General features: G+C 34.9%; 16 protein-coding genes. 13 read left to right on the top strand and 3 right to left on the bottom strand.

Features of this window, described 5'->3' with window-relative positions:
- Nucleotides 1-12 precede the first annotated feature (12 nt).
- From CDH50_RS03750 to CDH50_RS03710, 9 genes are all read left to right on the top strand, one after another.
- The gene (locus tag CDH50_RS03750; protein ID WP_100610525.1) at nucleotides 13-1,842 is read left to right on the top strand and encodes a M1 family metallopeptidase; all 1,830 of its coding nucleotides are present in this window, start codon (nucleotides 13-15) and stop codon (nucleotides 1,840-1,842) included.
- Nucleotides 1,843-1,935: 93 nt separating this feature from the next.
- Nucleotides 1,936-2,844 (top strand): ThuA domain-containing protein, encoded by a 909-nt coding sequence (locus tag CDH50_RS03745; RefSeq protein WP_100610524.1) that lies wholly within the window; start codon nucleotides 1,936-1,938, stop codon nucleotides 2,842-2,844.
- A gap of 27 nt (nucleotides 2,845-2,871) precedes the next feature.
- The gene (locus tag CDH50_RS03740; RefSeq protein ID WP_100610523.1) at nucleotides 2,872-3,774 is read left to right on the top strand and encodes an NAD-dependent epimerase/dehydratase family protein; all 903 of its coding nucleotides are present in this window, start codon (nucleotides 2,872-2,874) and stop codon (nucleotides 3,772-3,774) included.
- 208 nt (nucleotides 3,775-3,982) lie between these two features.
- Nucleotides 3,983-6,127, top strand: a complete 2,145-nt coding sequence (locus CDH50_RS03735; protein ID WP_100610522.1) for a glycoside hydrolase family 20 zincin-like fold domain-containing protein — start codon at nucleotides 3,983-3,985, stop codon at nucleotides 6,125-6,127.
- 94 nt (nucleotides 6,128-6,221) lie between these two features.
- Nucleotides 6,222-6,605 (top strand): ribonuclease P protein component, encoded by a 384-nt coding sequence (gene rnpA, locus CDH50_RS03730; RefSeq protein ID WP_100610521.1) that lies wholly within the window; start codon nucleotides 6,222-6,224, stop codon nucleotides 6,603-6,605.
- Nucleotides 6,606-6,609: 4 nt separating this feature from the next.
- A complete protein-coding gene (locus CDH50_RS03725) occupies nucleotides 6,610-7,434 on the top strand; it encodes a DUF4349 domain-containing protein (RefSeq protein ID WP_100610520.1) in 825 nt (274 codons plus the stop codon).
- Nucleotides 7,431-9,065, top strand: a complete 1,635-nt coding sequence (locus CDH50_RS03720; RefSeq protein ID WP_100610519.1) for a S41 family peptidase — start codon at nucleotides 7,431-7,433, stop codon at nucleotides 9,063-9,065. The genes CDH50_RS03725 and CDH50_RS03720 overlap by 4 nt, the downstream gene beginning before the upstream one ends.
- Nucleotides 9,066-9,112: 47 nt before the next feature.
- On the top strand, nucleotides 9,113-9,976 hold the full coding sequence (locus CDH50_RS03715; RefSeq protein WP_100610518.1) for an OmpA family protein: 864 nt from the start codon (nucleotides 9,113-9,115) through the stop codon (nucleotides 9,974-9,976).
- An 11-nt stretch (nucleotides 9,977-9,987) separates the two neighbouring features.
- Nucleotides 9,988-11,598: a T9SS type B sorting domain-containing protein gene (locus CDH50_RS03710; protein WP_100610517.1), complete on the top strand. Its 1,611-nt coding sequence runs from the start codon at nucleotides 9,988-9,990 to the stop codon at nucleotides 11,596-11,598.
- A 106-nt stretch (nucleotides 11,599-11,704) separates the two neighbouring features.
- Here CDH50_RS03710 and CDH50_RS03705 read toward each other — a convergent pair whose 3' ends face one another.
- The 3 genes from CDH50_RS03705 to rpiB are packed head-to-tail and all read right to left on the bottom strand — an operon-like array spanning nucleotide 11,705 to nucleotide 13,494.
- Nucleotides 11,705-12,148 carry a GNAT family N-acetyltransferase gene (locus CDH50_RS03705; RefSeq protein ID WP_100610516.1) on the bottom strand — a complete coding sequence of 148 codons (444 nt, stop codon included), beginning with the start codon at nucleotides 12,146-12,148 and terminating at the stop codon, nucleotides 11,705-11,707.
- Entirely contained in the window at nucleotides 12,148-13,059 is a 912-nt protein-coding gene (locus CDH50_RS03700) for a cation diffusion facilitator family transporter (RefSeq protein ID WP_100610515.1), read from the bottom strand. The genes CDH50_RS03705 and CDH50_RS03700 overlap by 1 nt, the downstream gene beginning before the upstream one ends.
- On the bottom strand, nucleotides 13,060-13,494 hold the full coding sequence (gene rpiB / locus CDH50_RS03695) for a ribose 5-phosphate isomerase B (RefSeq protein WP_100610514.1): 435 nt from the start codon (nucleotides 13,492-13,494) through the stop codon (nucleotides 13,060-13,062). It abuts the gene before it with no gap.
- A 627-nt stretch (nucleotides 13,495-14,121) separates the two neighbouring features.
- Here rpiB and CDH50_RS03690 point away from each other — a divergent pair.
- From CDH50_RS03690 to CDH50_RS03675, 4 genes are all read left to right on the top strand, one after another.
- Nucleotides 14,122-15,591 carry a T9SS type A sorting domain-containing protein gene (locus tag CDH50_RS03690; RefSeq protein ID WP_100610513.1) on the top strand — a complete coding sequence of 490 codons (1,470 nt, stop codon included), beginning with the start codon at nucleotides 14,122-14,124 and terminating at the stop codon, nucleotides 15,589-15,591.
- Nucleotides 15,592-15,779: 188 nt separating this feature from the next.
- Nucleotides 15,780-18,017: a ribonuclease R family protein gene (locus tag CDH50_RS03685; RefSeq protein WP_100610512.1), complete on the top strand. Its 2,238-nt coding sequence runs from the start codon at nucleotides 15,780-15,782 to the stop codon at nucleotides 18,015-18,017.
- 42 nt (nucleotides 18,018-18,059) lie between these two features.
- Nucleotides 18,060-18,368 (top strand): heavy metal-binding domain-containing protein, encoded by a 309-nt coding sequence (locus CDH50_RS03680; protein WP_100610511.1) that lies wholly within the window; start codon nucleotides 18,060-18,062, stop codon nucleotides 18,366-18,368.
- Nucleotides 18,369-18,415: 47 nt separating this feature from the next.
- Entirely contained in the window at nucleotides 18,416-19,090 is a 675-nt protein-coding gene (locus CDH50_RS03675; protein WP_100610510.1) for a head GIN domain-containing protein, read from the top strand.
- Nucleotides 19,091-19,144: the final 54 nt, after the last annotated feature.

Here is a 19,144-nt window from a genome sequence, read left to right as displayed (position 1 = left end):
AACAGCTAATTAATGAAGAGAATATTTTTATATACTTTATGCTTAACCATTTTATTCATTTCATGTAAAGGAACTTCACAATCCCCATCAAAAGTTTTGGTTTCTTCAAACCCTTACTATTGGCAGCAACATGTAGATTATAAAATGGAGATTGATATGGATGTAAACACCTATCAATACAAAGGAAAACAACAGTTAGTTTATACCAATAATTCACCCGATGTGCTACATCGGGTGTTTTACCATTTATATTTTAACGCCTTTCAACCGGGTAGCGAAATGGATGTGCGTTCCAGAACGATTCCAGACCCAGACCGTAGGGTTAAGGATCGCATTAGCAAGTTACAACCCAACGAGATTGGCTATATTAAAGTCAATTCCTTAAAACAAAATGGTACAGATATTACGCATAAAACCGTTGGAACCATTTTAGAAGTGACTTTAGCTAAACCTATACAGCCCGGAGAAAAAGTCTCGTTCGATATGCTTTTTGATGCCCAAGTCCCCTTACAAATACGGCGTTCGGGTAGAAACAATTCGGAAGGTGTTGCCTTATCGATGGCGCAATGGTATCCTAAATTAGCGGAGTATGATGTGGATGGTTGGCATACCGACCCGTATATCGCTCGCGAATTTTATGGTGTTTGGGGCGATTTTGATGTAAAAATAACCATCGATAAACATTATACTATAGGTGGTACGGGTTATTTACAAAACCCCAACGAAATCGGTCACGGTTACGAAATCGGTAAGTTAAATGTCCCAAAAACCGATAAACTCACGTGGCATTTTTTAGCACCTAATGTACACGACTTTACATGGGCAGCCGACCCTGATTATGCACACGACACCTTTCAAGTTCCAAACGGACCCATGCTTCACTTTTTTTATAAAAATACCATGCCCCAAAGTAATTTGGACAATTGGAAAAAAATACAACCCAAAGCGGCAGAGTTTATGCAATATTACAGTGAGCATATTGGCAATTATCCTTATAAACAATATTCCATCATCCAAGGTGGTGATGGCGGTATGGAATATGCCATGTGTACCCTTCTTTTGGGGGAAGGCACTTATGAAGGTATCGCTAAAGATGTCATATCGCATGAAATGGCACATACCTGGTTTCAGTTTTTACTGGCAACCAACGAAGCTAAACACCCTTGGATGGACGAGGGTTTTGCCACCTATGTAGAATATAATGCCGTAAATACCATTTTTAATGAAGGGAAACAAAACCCCCTAGAAGATGTTTATGACAAATACATCTATCTAGCGAAATCTGGAAGAGAGCACCCTTTAACCACACAGGCTGATAGGTACGCCATTAATGCTGCTTACAGTTTAGCATCGTATTACAAAGGTGCCGTGTTTTTAGCGCAGTTGGGCTATATTATGGGCGATGACGCTTTACAAGAAACCATTAAAACCTATTTTAAAGAATGGGCTTTTAAACACCCAAACCCCAACAATTTTATTCGCGTGGCAGAAAAAGTATCTGGATTGGAGTTGGATTGGTATTTAACCGATTTTGGCCAAACCACCAACACCATCGATTATGGCGTAAAATCTGTTGAGGGTAACACAGTAACGCTGGAACGTATAGGTTTAATGCCGATGCCTATAGATGTTACCATAACCTATATGGACGACACCACCGAAGATTTTTATATTCCATTACGCATGATGCATGGCGAAAAACCAACCCGTGCCACCGTACAACCAAATTGGGCTTGGGCTTACCCAACCTATAGTTTCGAAACCAATAAAACGGTTAAAAGCGTGGAGATTGACCCTAAAAACTTGATGGCGGATATTAATAAGGAGAATAATAAAAAGTAAATGTCATTATAGTTTCTATGAATTTAAAGCCCTCCTAATAAGAGGGTTTTTAAATTTGCACTATCTTTCGTTTGTCATTAAATTAAATAATCCATGAAGAATATTAAATTTGCTGTAATTACTTGTTTGGTATTTATTAATCTGTTTGCTTTTGGTCAATCAAAACCAGATAAAATAGAGGTACTCATCATTGATGGTTTTAGTAATCACGACTGGAAACAAACTACGTTGGTGGTTACATCCATTCTAGAAAAAACAGGCTTATTTAATGTCAGTGTTTCAACAGCACCTTTACGACCTGACTATGCTACTTGGGACACATGGAATCCTGCCTTTGAAAACTATGCCGTGGTTATTCAAAACACCAACAACATTGATATGAAAAACACAAAATGGCCAAAAAGGGTTGAAGAACGTCTTGAAAGCTATGTGGCATCGGGCGGCGGCTTGTATGTGCTTCATTCTGCCAATAATGCGTTTCCGCATTGGGATGCCTATAACGAGATGATTGGCTTGGGCTGGCGATCTCCGGCAGAAGGCGTTGCGCTTCGAGTAGCTGATGATGGTGAAATAAAAGAAATCCCCATAGGTGAAGGCAAAGGGACGTACCACGGCCCAAGAAACGATGAAGTCATTCATATTCTTAACAACCACCCCATAAATGATGGTTTTCCAAAAGCATGGAAAACACCCGATATGGAACTTTATAAATATGCCCGAGGCCCTGCCAAAAACCTGACCGTTTTATCTTATGCTACTGAAAAAGAAACGACTATTAATTGGCCCGTGGAATGGGTAGTAGCGTATGGAAAAGGCCAGGTTTATAATTCCAGCATGGGGCATTTATGGCGAGGCGAAACCTATCCCGTTAGTTACAGATGCATAGGGTTTCAAACCACATTGATTAGGGCAACGGAATGGTTGGCTACTGGCAAAACAACCTATAAAGTGCCTGAAGATTTCCCAACGGAAAGTGAGATTAAATTAGTGACTGTTGATTAATAAAAATTAGTAAAAAATAAAACATACATGACCAAAAAGCGCATACTTTTTACGGGCGGTTCTGGAAAAGCAGGCAAGCACGCCATCGCCTATCTTCTGGAGCAAGGACACCGAGTAATGAATGTAGACCTAACGCCTTTAGATTACCCGGGTGTGGATAACTTAATCGCAGATATAACGGATTCTGGACAAATGTTTAATGCCATGAGCTCCTATGCTGGCTTAGATGAATTAGACTTTGGCAACGGCATCCCAAAATTTGATGCCGTCGTGCATTTTGCTGCCGTACCTAGAATATTGATTAACCCCGATAATGAAACGTTTCGAGTAAACACCATAGGCACCTACAATGTGATTGAAGCAGCTGTGAAACTGGGCATAAAGAAGATTATCATTGCATCATCTGAGACCACGTATGGGGTTTGCTTTTCGGATGGCATTACCAATCCGCACGTCCTACCCTTGGAAGAAGATTATGATGTAGACCCAATGGATAGTTATGGCTTATCAAAGGTGATGAATGAAAAAACGGCACGCAGCTTTCAGCGTCGCTCGGGTTTTGATATTTATGCGCTTCGTATTGGTAACGTTATTGAGCCGCACGAATATGAAACCTTATTTCCGCATTTTTTTAAACATCCCGAAGTGCGCCGTAGGAATGCGTTCTGCTATATTGATGCCCGCGATTTGGGCCAGATAGTGGATTTATGTTTGCAAAAAGATAGGCTTGGTTTTCAGATTTTCAATGCTGGAAACGATCATAACGGCGCCATCATCCCGAGCAAACAATTGGCTGAACAATTTTTTCCGGGTGTACCAATCACTCGTGAATTGGAGGAACATGAAGCTTTGTTTTCAAATCGTAAAATCCGTGAAGTACTAGGGTTTAAAGAACAACATAACTGGCGAAACTACGTGAAAGGATACTGATATTCTAACCATTTTTCATGTGTGAAATTTGTATCGAGAATCAAATTTTTAATTAATAGAATGGTTCTCGATACAATTCGCTTTGGCGAATCACTCGAACTGACATCAAATAATCATAAAAGTTTCAATACCCACTTGATGGTTTCTTTTTAGTATCTTTAGTTACTTTATAAGCATCCTTAAACGTGCTTCCTAACTTACCAACAACATGAAAAAAATCGTTTTTTACCTAGTATTGCTGCTTTTAACCGTAAGCTGTGCAGACACCCAATCGGTGCAATTAAACTTTGATGCTGCTTCCCTGCAACAACAATATGCTACCAAAAAACTTTCAGAAAGTCTGCTAAAAAACGGGTATACCATTGCCGACAACAACGCTACCATTACTGTAGAATTTAAATTAGACACCACTTTAGGAAAAGAAGCGTATACCATAAATAATCAAGGGAAAAACATCGTGCTTACTGGTGGTAACGAAACTGGATTGATATATGCCGCACAAAGTATCGTTGAAGATTTAAAAAACGGCATTACATTACATGCGGTTGAAAACAGGTCTGAAAGTCCGAAATTACTATTTCGCGCCATTAAGTTCGACCTTCCTTGGGATAGCTATCGCCACAGTTATGCATTGAGCCAACATGATGAGATGTGTCGGGATTTGGAGTATTGGGAAGCATTTTTAGATATGATGAGCGACAACCGTTTTAATGTACTTACCGTTTGGAACCTGCATCCATACCCTTTTATGATTAAGTCGAAAAATTTTCCCGAAGCATCGGAGTGGACCGATGCCGAAATGAAAGAATGGAAACATCTGTTTACGTCCATTTTTAAAATGGCAAAAGAACGAGGTATTGATACCTACGTGATGCCGTTTAATATTTTTGTGCCGCCCTCTTTTGCTAAAAAACATGGTGTGGCCTTGAATAACCTAGAACACCATCATTATGTGGATGCAGATACATCGCAAATTATAAAAACCTATACACGCGAAAGCGTCACGCAATTATTAAATGAATATCCCGATTTGTCGGGAATGGGCTTAACCCTAGGCGAAGGCATGGGAGGTATGACGCCTTTTGAACGCGAACAGTGGATGCAAGAAACCATTATTGCGGGTATGCAACAGGCGAATCGTACTTCAAAATTGATACATCGTATTCCGTTTTCAGGTAATACCGAATCGTTAGGGGCGACCTCCATGGAAATGGAACAAATAACCCGCGACGGCATTGAAAAAGAGGCCGCAATGGAAAAGATTGAAAAACCTGTTTGGGCGAGCATGAAGTTTAATTGGTCGCACCCCCACTCTACCACAAAGCTCATTAAGGTTCATGGCGGTAAGTTATATGGCAAGTATTTCGACCCGGTTCCACAAGATTTTAAAATTGTTTGGACCGTTAGAAACGAGGATTTTTTCTGCTTACGTTGGGGCGTAGAGAAATTTGCCCGTGCACACATTAAAGCAAATACCCCTGATTATGTGGGCGGCTATTTTATAGGCTCTGAAACCTATATTCCCGCTAAAGATTATTTTACAAACCCCGATTATAAAATAAGTGCGAAATATGCTTTTGAACGCCAATGGTTGTTCTACAAACTTTGGGGACGATTGCTTTATAATGCTGATACACCAAACACCGTTTTTGTCAACGCATTTAAACAACGCTATGGAGAAGCACATGCTGAAAATCTTTTTAAAGCTTCTAATTTAGCTGGAAAAACACCGCTTCGTTTGGTGTCCTTTTTTGATTCTACTTGGGATTTTACCATCTATGCGGAAGGGTTTACCTATAGAAATCCTGAGACTGAAAATGTCGAGTTTATAAACATTAACCGTTTTATCAATCAACCGCCACAAGACACCACCTTTGTTTCCATCGCCAATTATATTAAAAATTATGCGTCGAAACAGCAATCCCTTCCAGAAGGATATACCACACCGGTAATGCTTGCCAGCGACCTTGAACGAGATTCTAAAGAAGCGCTTCGCTTGGTTGAAAATATTACTGAAGACAACACTGATTTAATGTATGAAGTGGCGGATATTAAAACCTGGGCATATATGGGACTTTACATGGCGGAAAAAATAAAGGGCGGCTTAGCCTTGGAAACGTACCGCCAAAGTAATGATTCAAAAAACAAACAATTAGCCATGACCCATTTAGAAAATGCTTTGGGTTATTGGGACAAAATTATTGAAATAACCCGCCCCATATACAACGATATGCCTTTGGTACATTACAGTGAAAATAATGGGAAGACTTGGCAAGAAAACGATAGTTTAAGATTCCATTGGGCATTATTGCGTAACGATGTGCTAAAAGATATTGAGATTGCCAAACAATAATCCACGCCGTTTAAGCGAGCCATGTCATTACAAATTGAACAACTTTTCATCAGGTTTTATATTTTAGTACCTTTGGCTACTTAAAATAAAGGTCTTGAAATTCACGTTTAACAAAAAAGATAAGCTTAAAAGCAAAAAATTAATTGAAGTGCTGTTTACCGAAGGGCAATCGGTTACGGCATATCCGTTGCGTTTGGTTTATATGAATGCGTCGTTTGATGACGCTGTTTTGGTGAAGGCTGGGGTTTCCGTTAGCAAGCGACATTTTAAAAAAGCGGTTGACCGAAATAGAATAAAACGCTTATTAAGAGAATCTTACCGATTAAATAAGCCTGATTATTTTAACAACATTACAACATCTTATGCGTTAATGATTTTGTACATTGGTAAAGACAAACCAACGTACGGGCAAGTGGAAACCAAAATGAACCAATTGTTTGAAAAATTTATAGGCACCATTTCTAAACCGCAATCTTAGGACTATGAAATTAATTTTCTCATTTTTTGTATTAATGCTTCCTTTAATGTGCTCTGAGGGCAAATCTGATGATACCAGTTATGCCGCCATGGAAGCTGAACCAAGTGCTTCAAGTTTAAAGCAGGCTGTTATACTTAATGATGCTGGGACTGTTGATATGGTTTCAGAGGATGCCAAACAAAAAATAATCAAAGAGTCTTATTTACGTTTTGAAACCCAAGATTTGGATAAAACTTATTCGGACATAAAAAAAATCGTCCTTCAAAATAAAGGCATCATACAAAGCGATAATGCCAACAAATCCTATAACACCATTACTAGGCATTTAACGATTAGGATTCCTACCAACACCTTTCAAACTACCATTGATTCCATAAGTAAGCAGGTGGCTTATTTTGACACAAAAAGCATTTCGGCCAGAGATGTTACCGAAGAATTTATCGATTTGGAAGCGCGCCTTAATGCCAAAAAAACCTTAGAAAAACGCTATTTAGAATTGTTGGTAAAAGCCAATAACGTAAAAGATATGCTAGAAATAGAACGCGAACTTTCAAACATACGTGAGGAAATTGAAGCCAAACAAGGCCGTTTAAAATATCTTGAAAACCAAGTATCCTTAAGCACCATAAATATTGAGTTTTACAAGCAAACTGCCGAAACAGGCATTACCACTTCGTATGGTAAAAAGATGTGGAACGCCCTTGGTTCTGGCTTTGATGGCTTATCGGTTTTCTTCTTGGGCATATTATATATTTGGCCTTTTATTATCATCGTAATCATTGTCTTTTTTGTATTGAAAAGATGGATAAATAAAAAAAGTAAAAAATGAAAACATTACTAAAAAAAAGAATTTTAATCCCCGTTTTGGCCATTGTTGTCTTTTTTTCAACAACATCCTTTAAAAACGACTTTTTTGAAATCGCGAAACAACTAGAAATTTTCACCACTTTGTTTAAGGAACTCAACATGAATTATGTTGATGAAACCAATCCGGGCGATTTAATGGATAAAGCCATTAAAAGCATGTTGGCCGATTTAGATCCGTACACCAACTTTATGAACGAACAAGATGTAGAAGCGGCCAGGATTAATAACACGGGTGATTATACCGGAATTGGCGCCAAAGTAAAAACCCAAAAAGATAAGTTGATTATTGTAGAGCCCTATAAAGATTATCCAGCAGATAAAGCAGGTTTAAAAGCGGGCGATGAAATTATTAAAGTAGGCAATGCACTGGTGGCAGATTATAAAGAAGATGCTGGCGATTTGCTTAAAGGCGCTCCAGACTCCTCGGTAGAAGTCACGTATGTACGTCAAGGAAAAACCCTAACAACCACCATAAAAAGAGCCGAAGTGGAACTGAAAGCAGTTCCCCATTTCTCTATGGTTGATAGCAAAACAGGCTTTATTGTTTTAAGTCAGTTTAACCAAAAGGCAACCTCTGAGACCAGTTATGCATTAAGGGATTTAAAAGCACAGGGAGCAGAACGCATTATATTGGATTTAAGAGGAAACCCTGGTGGTTTACTTAATGAAGCCGTAGATATTGTTAATTTATTTATTCCAAAAGGCCAATTGGTGGTCACTACAAAGTCGAAAGTCGAAAAATACAACAAGACCTATTATACGCAAAAAGACCCGGTTGATACAGAGATGCCCTTAGTAGTGCTTATTGATGGTGGCAGTGCATCAGCAAGTGAAATCGTCGCTGGTTCTTTACAAGATTTAGACCGAGCTGTTATTGTGGGCTCTAGAAGCTTTGGAAAAGGCTTGGTACAACGTCCAAAAGAATTAACTTATGGTACCCAAGTTAAGATTACCATTTCTAGATATTATACGCCATCTGGAAGGTGTATTCAAGCTTTGGATTATTGGCATAGGGATGAAAACGGCGAAGCCGTTCGTGTGAAACAAGAAAATTACAACGAGTTTAAAACAAAAAACGGAAGAAAAGTGTTTGATGGCGGCGGTGTTTTGCCAGATGAACATTTAAATATCGTTAAAAATTCTACCATTACAAATGCCTTAGTGAACGATGATATGATTTTTGATTTTGCTACCGATTATTACTATAGTCATAAAATAGCAGATATTAATACGTTTAAACTGACTTCGGCTGATTTTTCAAACTTTAAAAACTATTTAAAAACCAACAATTTTTCGTTTGAAAGCAATACCGAAAAAGCTCTTCTAAAAGCCTTTGATGAAGCAACCAAAGAAGGTTTAAATGATGAGATTAATGCGGATTACAACACCTTGATTTCAAATTTAAAAATATCAAAAAGTAATGCTATAGATGAAAATAAAGACTACTTGCTGGGTCTGTTAACAGAAGATATTGTTAAGCGCTATGTATACAGGGAAGGTTTGTATGAATACTACAAAATACACGACCCAGAAATAAAAAAGGCGACAGAAATTCTCGGAAATTCAACGGCTTACTTAAATTATTTAAGATAGATTTATAAAAAATGCTATCTTTATAAAGATATTCCACTCCCAAATAAATGAATAGGCATATTTTTTTTATAGTAACACTTTTTAACTGTTTGTTTGTTTTTTCTCAAAAGGAATTAAAACAAGAAGTTTATTTTGAGACTGATAAATATGATATTCCCACTACCGAAGAAAGTCGGCTATTGCTTTTTATTTCAAATATAGCGGACATGGATATAGAATCCATTGCCATATATGGTTTTTGCGATGATGTTGGCGCGCCCGCTTATAATTTAAAACTTTCACAACAACGTGCTGATGCCATTAGAGCTGTTTTTGCCAATAATGAAATAAGCGAATCCTTGATTTCAAACGTGGATGGAAAAGGTCAGATTTTATTAAGAATCGTAGAAGAAAAGGATGTTGTAAAGATTAGAGGGCTCAATAGAAAAGTTGAAATCATCGTCAAAGAAAAAGCGCCTGTAGCTAAAGAAGTTCCTCCTATTGTGGTTGAAGAGAAAAAGAAAGATGCCGCAGAACTTATAAAAGGCGATATAAAAGTGGGCGATAAGATTGTTTTTGAAAACCTTTTATTTAAAACGGGCTATACGATTTTAATGCCCGAATCTAAAAAAGTTTTAGAAAATATTGCCAAATCTTTAGTGGAACGAGACGACGTATATTTTACGATTCAAGGACATGTGTGCTGTACGCAATACAGTCGGGATGCGATTGACAGAAAAACAAAAAAGCAAAACCTCTCTGAAGCTAGAGCCAAGTTCGTCTATGATTTTTTTGTAAAAAAAGGTATTGACAAAAAAAGAATGCGCTATGTGGGCATGCGCCGGAAATTTCCTTTGGGAGGCGACCCAGAACAGGATAGACGCGTGGAAATACTAATAACCCATGTGGATAAATCGGTTAGTGTAAAATAAACAAGGTCTGTTTGGATATAAAAACGGTTATCTCTCTTGTCATAATAACGCTAACTTACTTTGTTGGCACAGCTCAAAACACCTTTGTTCCAGATGATAATTTTGAACAAGCGTTAATAGATTTAGGCTTAGATTTTGGTGCTCTAGATGATTATGTTCCTACCGCAAATATAAGTGCCATCACAGATTTGGATGTTAACAATTTAAATATTTCTGACTTAACAGGTATTGAAGATTTTGCCGCGCTATCAACTCTTAATTGCGACCAAAATAATTTAACAAGTTTAGATGTAACACAAAATACAAACCTGACCCAATTATTTTGTAGAAATAACCAATTAACAACCTTAGATACCTCACAAAACACGCTTTTAAATATTTTATGGGTTGAAGAAAATCAGCTCAATAGCCTAGATGTTTCCAACAATACACAATTAATTTCTCTAATTACAGACGACAATCCTATAAATAATTTAGATGTTACAGCCAATACGGCTTTGACTGTTTTATCTTGTGAAAACAATCAACTAACCAACATAGACATATCTAATAATCTGTCTCTTTTCTATCTTAGTATTGGCTATAATTCATTGACAACCTTAAATACATCAACCAATATTGATTTACAATATCTTGCCTGTGGAGATAATTTAATAACCTCATTAGATTTAACCCAAAACACAAGATTATCGACCTTGTTTTGTGCAAGAATTCCAATAAATGATTTAAACGTTACTAATAACCTTGTATTGCAAAGGCTTACTTTTAGTCAGACCCAAGTTTCCTCATTAAATGTCAGTAACAACCCCCTATTAGAACAGTTGTGGTGTTCAAGAAATTTAATTACAAGTTTAGATGTGAGTAATAATTTGCTCTTGGATAGTTTTTTTTGTGACTTTAACAACATAACATCTCTTGACCTTACTAGAAACAGTAATTTAAGAGAGTTTGGAGCTGGCAATAACAACCTTTGTTACTTAAACATTAGAAACGGAAACAATAGCAATATTGTAAACTATAATTCCAACAACAACCCTAACCTGTCTTGTATTTTTGTAGATAATATCGCTTATAGTAACGCAAACTGGACCAATATTGATGCAGCTTCAAATTTTGTGACTTCCCAAGCACAATGTGATGCATTTGGTAACACAACACCTCCCGTAGATACTTTAAATGATTTTATTGGCATGTCTTATACGCTTCCTGTAATTAATAACGGATATTATTTTACACAACCTAATGGTAATGGAACTAGCTTGAATGCAGGAGATATTATTGCAAATTCGCAAACAATTTATATTTATAATCAGGTCAATTGCTATAGTAATGAATCTAGCTTTAATGTTATTATAACGGCCAGCGATTATTACATTCCAAAATTCTTTACCCCTAATAATGATGGAAGCCACGATTATTGGCAGGTCTTAGATAATTCCAATGCCATAAATACTATTAAGATTTATGACAGATATGGTAAACTTTTAAAATCGCTACAACCAAATGCTGAAGGTTGGAACGGTACTTATAGAGGCCGATTATTGGAAAGTAATGATTATTGGTATGCTATTACATTGAATACAGGAGAAACTATAAAAGGACATTTTACTTTAAAGCGCTAAAAAGATTCTATCACTTTTACTTAAAGCATTTTTTTATTTTAACTAAAAAAAGACCGCTGGTTTATATTAAATCTCGCGAAGCGAGTCGCGAAAAAAATTTCAGTTTTTACTGTCTTATCATAGCAATATGTGGAATATTATCTTCAAGGTACGCCTCCCCTATTTGTTTAAAGCCTAGATTCTTGTAAAAGCCTTTTAAATACGCCTGAGCGGAAATTTTGATAGTGTCTTCTTTAAATTCTTTTTCAATGGTATTCATGGAGGCGTTCATGATATCATAACCATATTTATGCTGTCTTTCGGATTTAGCAACCACAACCCTGCCAATGCTGGCATATTCAAAATAATCGCCTGGTTTAAAAATGCGCGTGTAAGCCACAACCTTATCGTTTTTAACACCTAAAACATGAATGGCCTTTTGGTCTTTTCCATCTATATCTTGGTAAACACAATCTTGTTCAACTACAAAAACTTCGCTTCTTAATTGCAAAATAGCGTACAATTCTTGGGTAGATAATTCAGAAAAAGGTTTGATGACAATTTTCAACATTAATCTTGAATAATGATTTCTTTAGGGTCTTGTTTATTGAATTCCGGTTGAATAGTGACGTGGTTAATGTTAAAATCATCGTGTAACAACGTTTCTATATCATCTAAAATAGCATCAAATTCAGAAATCGTTATATCTTCCGTAAAATCTAAATGTGCTTCCAAATGAAATTCATCATCATTCAGCCCCCAAATATGAACATGGTGCAGTTTATTAACTTTAGGGATATTATTCACAGCATTCACAACCTCTTTTATATTGATGTGATCTGGGGTAAATAACATCAATATACGCGTAGATGTTCTTAATAAGCTAAATCCTACTACAATTAAATAAATAGCAATCAACAAGGTCAATACACTATCTACCCAATACACTTCATAAAATTTCATTAGCAATCCGCCAATTAAAACAGCAACACTTGCCAACATGTCTGTTAATAAGTGTACATAAGCCGACTTCACATTGATATTATTTTTTGAATCTGCTTTTAAAAGCAACACACTGGCACCATTTGCAATAATGGCTATAAACGATAACCAAATTACCAATCCGGTTTCTATTTCTTCAGGATTTTTAAAACGTTTGATAGCTTCAATGATTAATAACACCGCCACAATAACCAATGTAGAGGCGTTGACAAAAGCTGCTAAAATTTCGGCCCGTTTGTATCCAAAGGTTTTATCTGGGGACGCTTTTTTCTTAGCTAATTTAGAAGCAACATAACTAACTACTAATGATAAAACATCACTAAAATTATGAAGCGCATCACTCAACAACGCCAAACTTCCTGATAGTACACCTCCTATTATTTGCGCAACTGTAATAACAATATTTAATAAAATAGAGATGAAAAGGTTTTTATCCTTTTTACTATTATGGGAGTGGGTATGCGTATGTGAAAGACCCATTTAGCAAGATAATGGTATTTTATCTATCCGTGTTTGGTGGCGACCACCTTCAAATTCAGTATTTAAAAATGTTTCAACCATTTCTACCGCTTGGTGAATAGCTGTAAAACGAGCAGGAATGCACAATACATTAGCATTATTATGGCCACGAACCAATTGAACAATTTCCTTGTTCCAAGCCAAACCGGCCCGGATTTTTTGGTGTTTATTAGCTGTTATAGCCACACCATTAGCACTACCACAAATTAAAATACCGTAAGTGGCTTTTTTGTTTTCAACATCCTCTGCCACGGGATGCACAAAATCTGCATAATCCACACTATTATTAGCATCCGTTCCATGGTTAATAACAGTATATCCTTTAGCCTCTAAATACTCTTTTATAGCAAATTTATAATCCGTGCCTGCGTGATCATTTCCTATAGATATTGTCATGATTTTGTTATTAATTTTATATAACAAAGTTACGAAATAACGATGATAATCACTTAATTGGTATTTAAATGATTTTACTTTTAAATTATAATTAAATAGAGTGTGTATTAAAATACTCATTAGTTGTTAATAAGTGTTGATTAGTTTTTAAAAGAAAAACAATGATAATCCATTTATTTTTCTAATCCATAACCTTTAGTTAACATGCAAATAAGTTAATGTAAATTTCTTGTTAAGTTATAAGCGTATAAAAGGGCTTTTATAAGAAGAAATTAAAAAAATACTTATTAAAAAAAGATGTTAGCAACCGTTCTAAACCATTGTTAATAGAAAAAATAAAAAGGCTTATTTTAAAGCTATTAAGAAAATAAAAGATGTTAATTACTATCTAAAAAAAAATCAATAACTTAAAATCAAAACAAATATTTAAAAAGTTATTGAACATATTAACAAACTATAATAATCACCATTTTAATTTTTTAAAATTTAAAAGATTTATTAATATTATTTAGAATGTGGATAACTATATAAAATGTTATATTTTGACTTATTTTACTTTTATCTATATTTTTTAATTTTTTTTTATTTTATTAATATATTTATTAAAATTTTAAACAACCAAAACTTATGAAAAAACTTTTACTTATTTTATTAATGCTTCCTTTTTTAATGTATTCACAAACAAAATTAGGACAAGATATAGATGGAGAAGCAGTAGATGATCAATCAGGTTGGTCTATATCAATGTCATCAGATAGTAATATAGTTGCTATTGGTGCTCCTAGAAATGATGGAAATGGATCAAATTCAGGACATGCAAGAATATATGAATGGAATGGAACTTCATGGTCTCAAAAAGGACAAGATATAAATGGAGAAGCAGTAGATGATTTTTTTGGTTTTTCTATTTCAATATCTAGTAATGGTAATGTAGTAGCAATAGGAGGAGCATTTAATAATGGAAATGGAGTAGATTCTGGACATGTTAGGGTTTATCAATGGAATGGAACTTCATGGGTACAGTTAGGACAAGATATAGATGGGGAAGCTGCTAATGATTATTCAGGATATAATTTATCTTTATCATCTGATGGTACAATAGTAGCTATTGCTGCACCTAATAACGATGGGAATGGATCTAACTCTGGACATACTAGGGTTTATCAATGGAATGGAACTACATGGATTAAATTAGGACAAGATATAGATGGAGAAGCTGCTAATGATCAAACAGGTTGGGGTATTTCTTTATCTTCTGATGGCTCAATAGTAGCAATAGGTGCTTATGGAAATAATGGGAATGGATCTGCTTCAGGGCATACTAGGATTTATGAATGGAATGGAACTTCATGGGTACAGTTAGGACAAGATATAGATGGAGAGGCTGCAGATGATTTATCTGGAATTAGATTATCGCTATCTAGTAATGGTGATATAGTAGCTATAGGTGCAACAGGAAACGATGGGAATGGAGCAGGAGCAGGACATGTTAGGGTTTATCAATGGAATGGAACTTCATGGGTACAGCTAGGACAAGACATAGATGGAAAAGCTGCTGATAATTCATCTGGTTTTGGAGTATCAATATCAGGAGATGGAACAATAGTAGCTATAGGAGCAACTAGAAATTCAGATAATGGATCTTTAGCAGGACATGCTCGTGTTTTTAAATGGAATGGAACATTATGGAATCAAATTGGAGTAGATATAAATGGAGAAGCCGCTGTTGATCAATTTGGTTATAGTGTATCATTATCTTCAAATGGTTCTAAACTTGCAATTGGTTCAAGATTTAATGATGGTAATGGCTTAGATTCAGGTCATGTTCGTGTTTATGATTTAAGTGCAGTTTTATCAACCGAAAGTTTTAATAAAGATTATTTTTCAATGTATCCAAACCCAGTTAAAGAAGAATTAAATATTAACTTAAACCAAGGTTTAGAATTAAAACAAATTAATATTTATAATAGCTTAAGCCAATATTTATATTCAACTAAAGAATTAAAAATAAATACTGACAATTTAAAAAGCGGTATGTATTTTATTGAAATAGTAACAGATAAAGGAAAATCGGCAAAAAAAGTTATTATAGAGTAATTATTTAAATTTTTTTAAAAAGCGTATATAAAGTAATGTATTTTTTTATGAATTAACATTTAGAAAACATGATTTAAATTTTATGTTGTAACTTTGTGTCAATAAATAGCAAATACTTCTCCTTTAAAACGCTATTTGATAAAAGAATTTCCAGTATCTTAGGAAAAGAAAACGATTACAAAATTTAAATGACAAGAAAGAAAAAAGGAAAATCCAATAAAGGGATTGCCAACCTCACAAATACGATTTTAAGTATTTTAAAAAAAGACAAAAATCAATCATACAATTATAAACAAATTGCGGCTAAACTTGGTGTAGATGATGCCAGTAGCAGAAATCAAATTATAAAAAAACTTCACGAATTACACGCTAAAAAAGAAATTGAAGAAGTAGAACGTGGCAAATACAAAGCTATTTTTACTGCAGAATACCATACAGGTAAATTAGATTTATCTGGTAAAGGAACAGGATATATTATTTCAGATGATTTTGATGAAGATGTGTTTGTGGCCTCCAACAATATTAATAAAGCACTACATGGTGATGAAGTAGAATTCTATGTTTACAAACGTCGTAAACAAGGCCGTATGGAAGGTGAAATCACTAAAGTTATAAATCGTGAAAAAAGTGAGTATGTAGGCGTTATCCAACTTCATAATAATTATGCTTTTGTGATTGCAGATAGCAATAAAATGTATAAAGACATTTTTATTCCAATTAATAAAACCTTTAAAGCCGAAGATGGTGATAAGGTTTTGGTAAAATTGGAAGATTGGCCAGAGAATGCCGATTCACCCTATGGAAAAGTGATTCAAGTACTTGGGAAACCTGGGGATCATAATACAGAAATACATTCCATTTTAGCGGAATATGGTTTGCCTTATGAATTTCCACAAGAAGTAGAAGATTTTGCTAATAATATAGATACTTCAATTACTACTGTAGAGATAGCAAATCGACGGGATATGCGCCAAGATTTAACGTTTACGATAGATCCAAAGGATGCAAAGGATTTTGATGATGCCTTGTCTTTTAAAGTATTGGACAATGGTTTATATGAAATAGGCATTCATATTGCCGATGTTTCTCACTATGTAAAAGAAGGCACTATTTTAGATGAAGAAGCGTATCAACGTGGCACTTCGGTATATTTAGTAGATAGAGTGGTACCTATGTTACCTGAAATTTTATCAAATAATGCGTGTTCATTAAGACCAAAAGAGGAAAAATTTACGTTTTCGGCAGTGTTTCAAATGAATGATAAAGCGGAGATAAAAAACGAATGGTTTGGAAGGACCGTAACTTATAGCGATGCTCGTTTTGCGTATGAAGAAGCTCAAGCAGTTATTGAGAATAATGTTGGTTTTGTCATTCCTGCGAAGGCAGGAATCGCATCAATCAATACCACAATTCCAAAAGAAGTTTCACTAACAGGTGAAACATATAATACATCACCAGATATTGCTGAAGCTATTATAAAAATGGATGCTTTAGCTAAAATAATGCGTCAAAAACGCATGAGTGCTGGTGCTATTTCCTTTGATAAAGTGGAAGTTAAATTTGATTTGGATGAAAACGCCAATCCAATTGGTGTGTTCTTTAAATCAAGTAAAGATGCTAATAAACTTATTGAAGAGTTTATGTTGTTAGCTAATAGAAAAGTATCAGAATATGTTGGAAAACAGTCGGTTAAAAAAACATTTGTATATCGTATACATGATGAACCGGATGAAAGTAAATTAGCCAATCTTCAAAGTATTGTCTCTAAATTTGGTTATAAACTCAATTTTAAAGATAAAAAAACTACCACAGCATCCCTTAATTATTTATTACAGGATGTGGTTGGAAAAAAAGAACAAAATTTAGTAGATACACTTACTATTAGAAGCATGAGTAAAGCTGAATACTCCACACAAAATATAGGACATTATGGTTTGGCTTTTGATTATTATAGTCATTTTACATCACCAATTCGACGGTATCCTGATGTGATGTCACATCGCTTGTTGCAACATTATTTAGATGGCGGAAAATCAGTTAATGAAGCCCTTTATGAAGAAAAATGTCAACATTCAAGTAGCATGGAAAATTTGGCTACAAAAGCAGAACGGGATTCTATTAAGTATATGCAGATTAAATTCATGCAAGACCATAAAGATGAAAACTTTATTGGTGTTATTTCCGGTGTGACCGATTGGGGCATTTATGTAGAAATTATAGCCAATAAATGTGAAGGTATGGTTAGTGTTCGCGATATGAAAGATGACCAATATGCTTTTGACCAACAACAATATGCCATGATAGGAAGGCATACAAAAATAATGTACCAACTTGGTGACGAAGTTATTGTAAAAGTTAAAAATGCTGATTTAGTTAAAAAACATCTCGATTTTATTTTAATAGGAAAACATAATGAGCAAGCGTAACATCTTTTTAAATGGCTATACTAATTAATTAAAATTTTAATTATGATTTTAACGACAACAAATTCCGTAGAAGGTTATAGAATTATAGAATATAAAGGCATCGTTTCTGGACATGTTACAAATATGCAAAAGATGAAAATGACGTTCAATATGCAAAAATATTATGCGGCCATCAGTGAGAATATTGCTGAAGTCAAAGAACAAGCACTTCAACAGCTAACAAACAATGCTAAAAATTTGAACGCTAATGCTATAGTAGGTATAAAAATGGACATTGAGTTAACAACAACTAATTATGCAACGGTTGCTGTAACGGGCACAGCAGTCAGCATTGTTAAAATAAAGGAATAATTATTGATATGTAACGTTTATATCATAAACTAATAAAAAAAATAAAAATGAAACGCTTATTTACAATTTTCACCATATTAATAACTTCAATAGTTATAGCTCAAAACCCTATAGAAAAAAACATTGGGGATTTTAAAGAACTTAAAGTGTACGATTTAATAGAAGTTGAATTAATTAAATCGGACGCCAATAAAATTGTTATCACAGGAGGTCATGCCGAAAGTGTTTTGGTAAACAATAAAAATGGCGTACTTAAAATAAAAATGGAATTATCAAGAATTTTTGATGGCAACTTCACCAAAGTGAAACTGTACTACACCAAGATTGATGTTATTGACGCCAATGAAGGATCTAAAATACATTCTAAAGATGTTATTAAGCAATTTGAAATGGATTTAAAAGCCCAAGAAGGCGCTAATATAGATGTTCCCGTAGATGTTAATTATATAAATGTAAAAGCAGTTACAGGCGGTATTATAAAAGTTAGTGGCATCACTAAAAAGCAAAATGTATCATTGTTAACAGGAGGTATTTTTCACGGTGAAGCACTTAAGGCTGAAAACTCCGATGTATCTATTAATGCCGCTGGAGAAGCCTATGTAAATGTATCAAAAGTATTAGATATTAAAATTAGAGCTGGTGGCGATGTCTTTATTTATGGAAAACCCGAAACCATTAACGAAAGCAAAGTTCTTGGAGGCCGTGTAAAACGGATGGATTGATTTTTAAGAGTTTAAAACAGTAACACGAACCCATGGAATTTTTCATGGGTTTTT

This window comes from Confluentibacter lentus (assembly GCF_002806995.1).
GTDB lineage: Bacteria > Bacteroidota > Bacteroidia > Flavobacteriales > Flavobacteriaceae > Confluentibacter > Confluentibacter lentus.
This window is presented reverse-complemented; position numbering and strand designations above follow the sequence as displayed.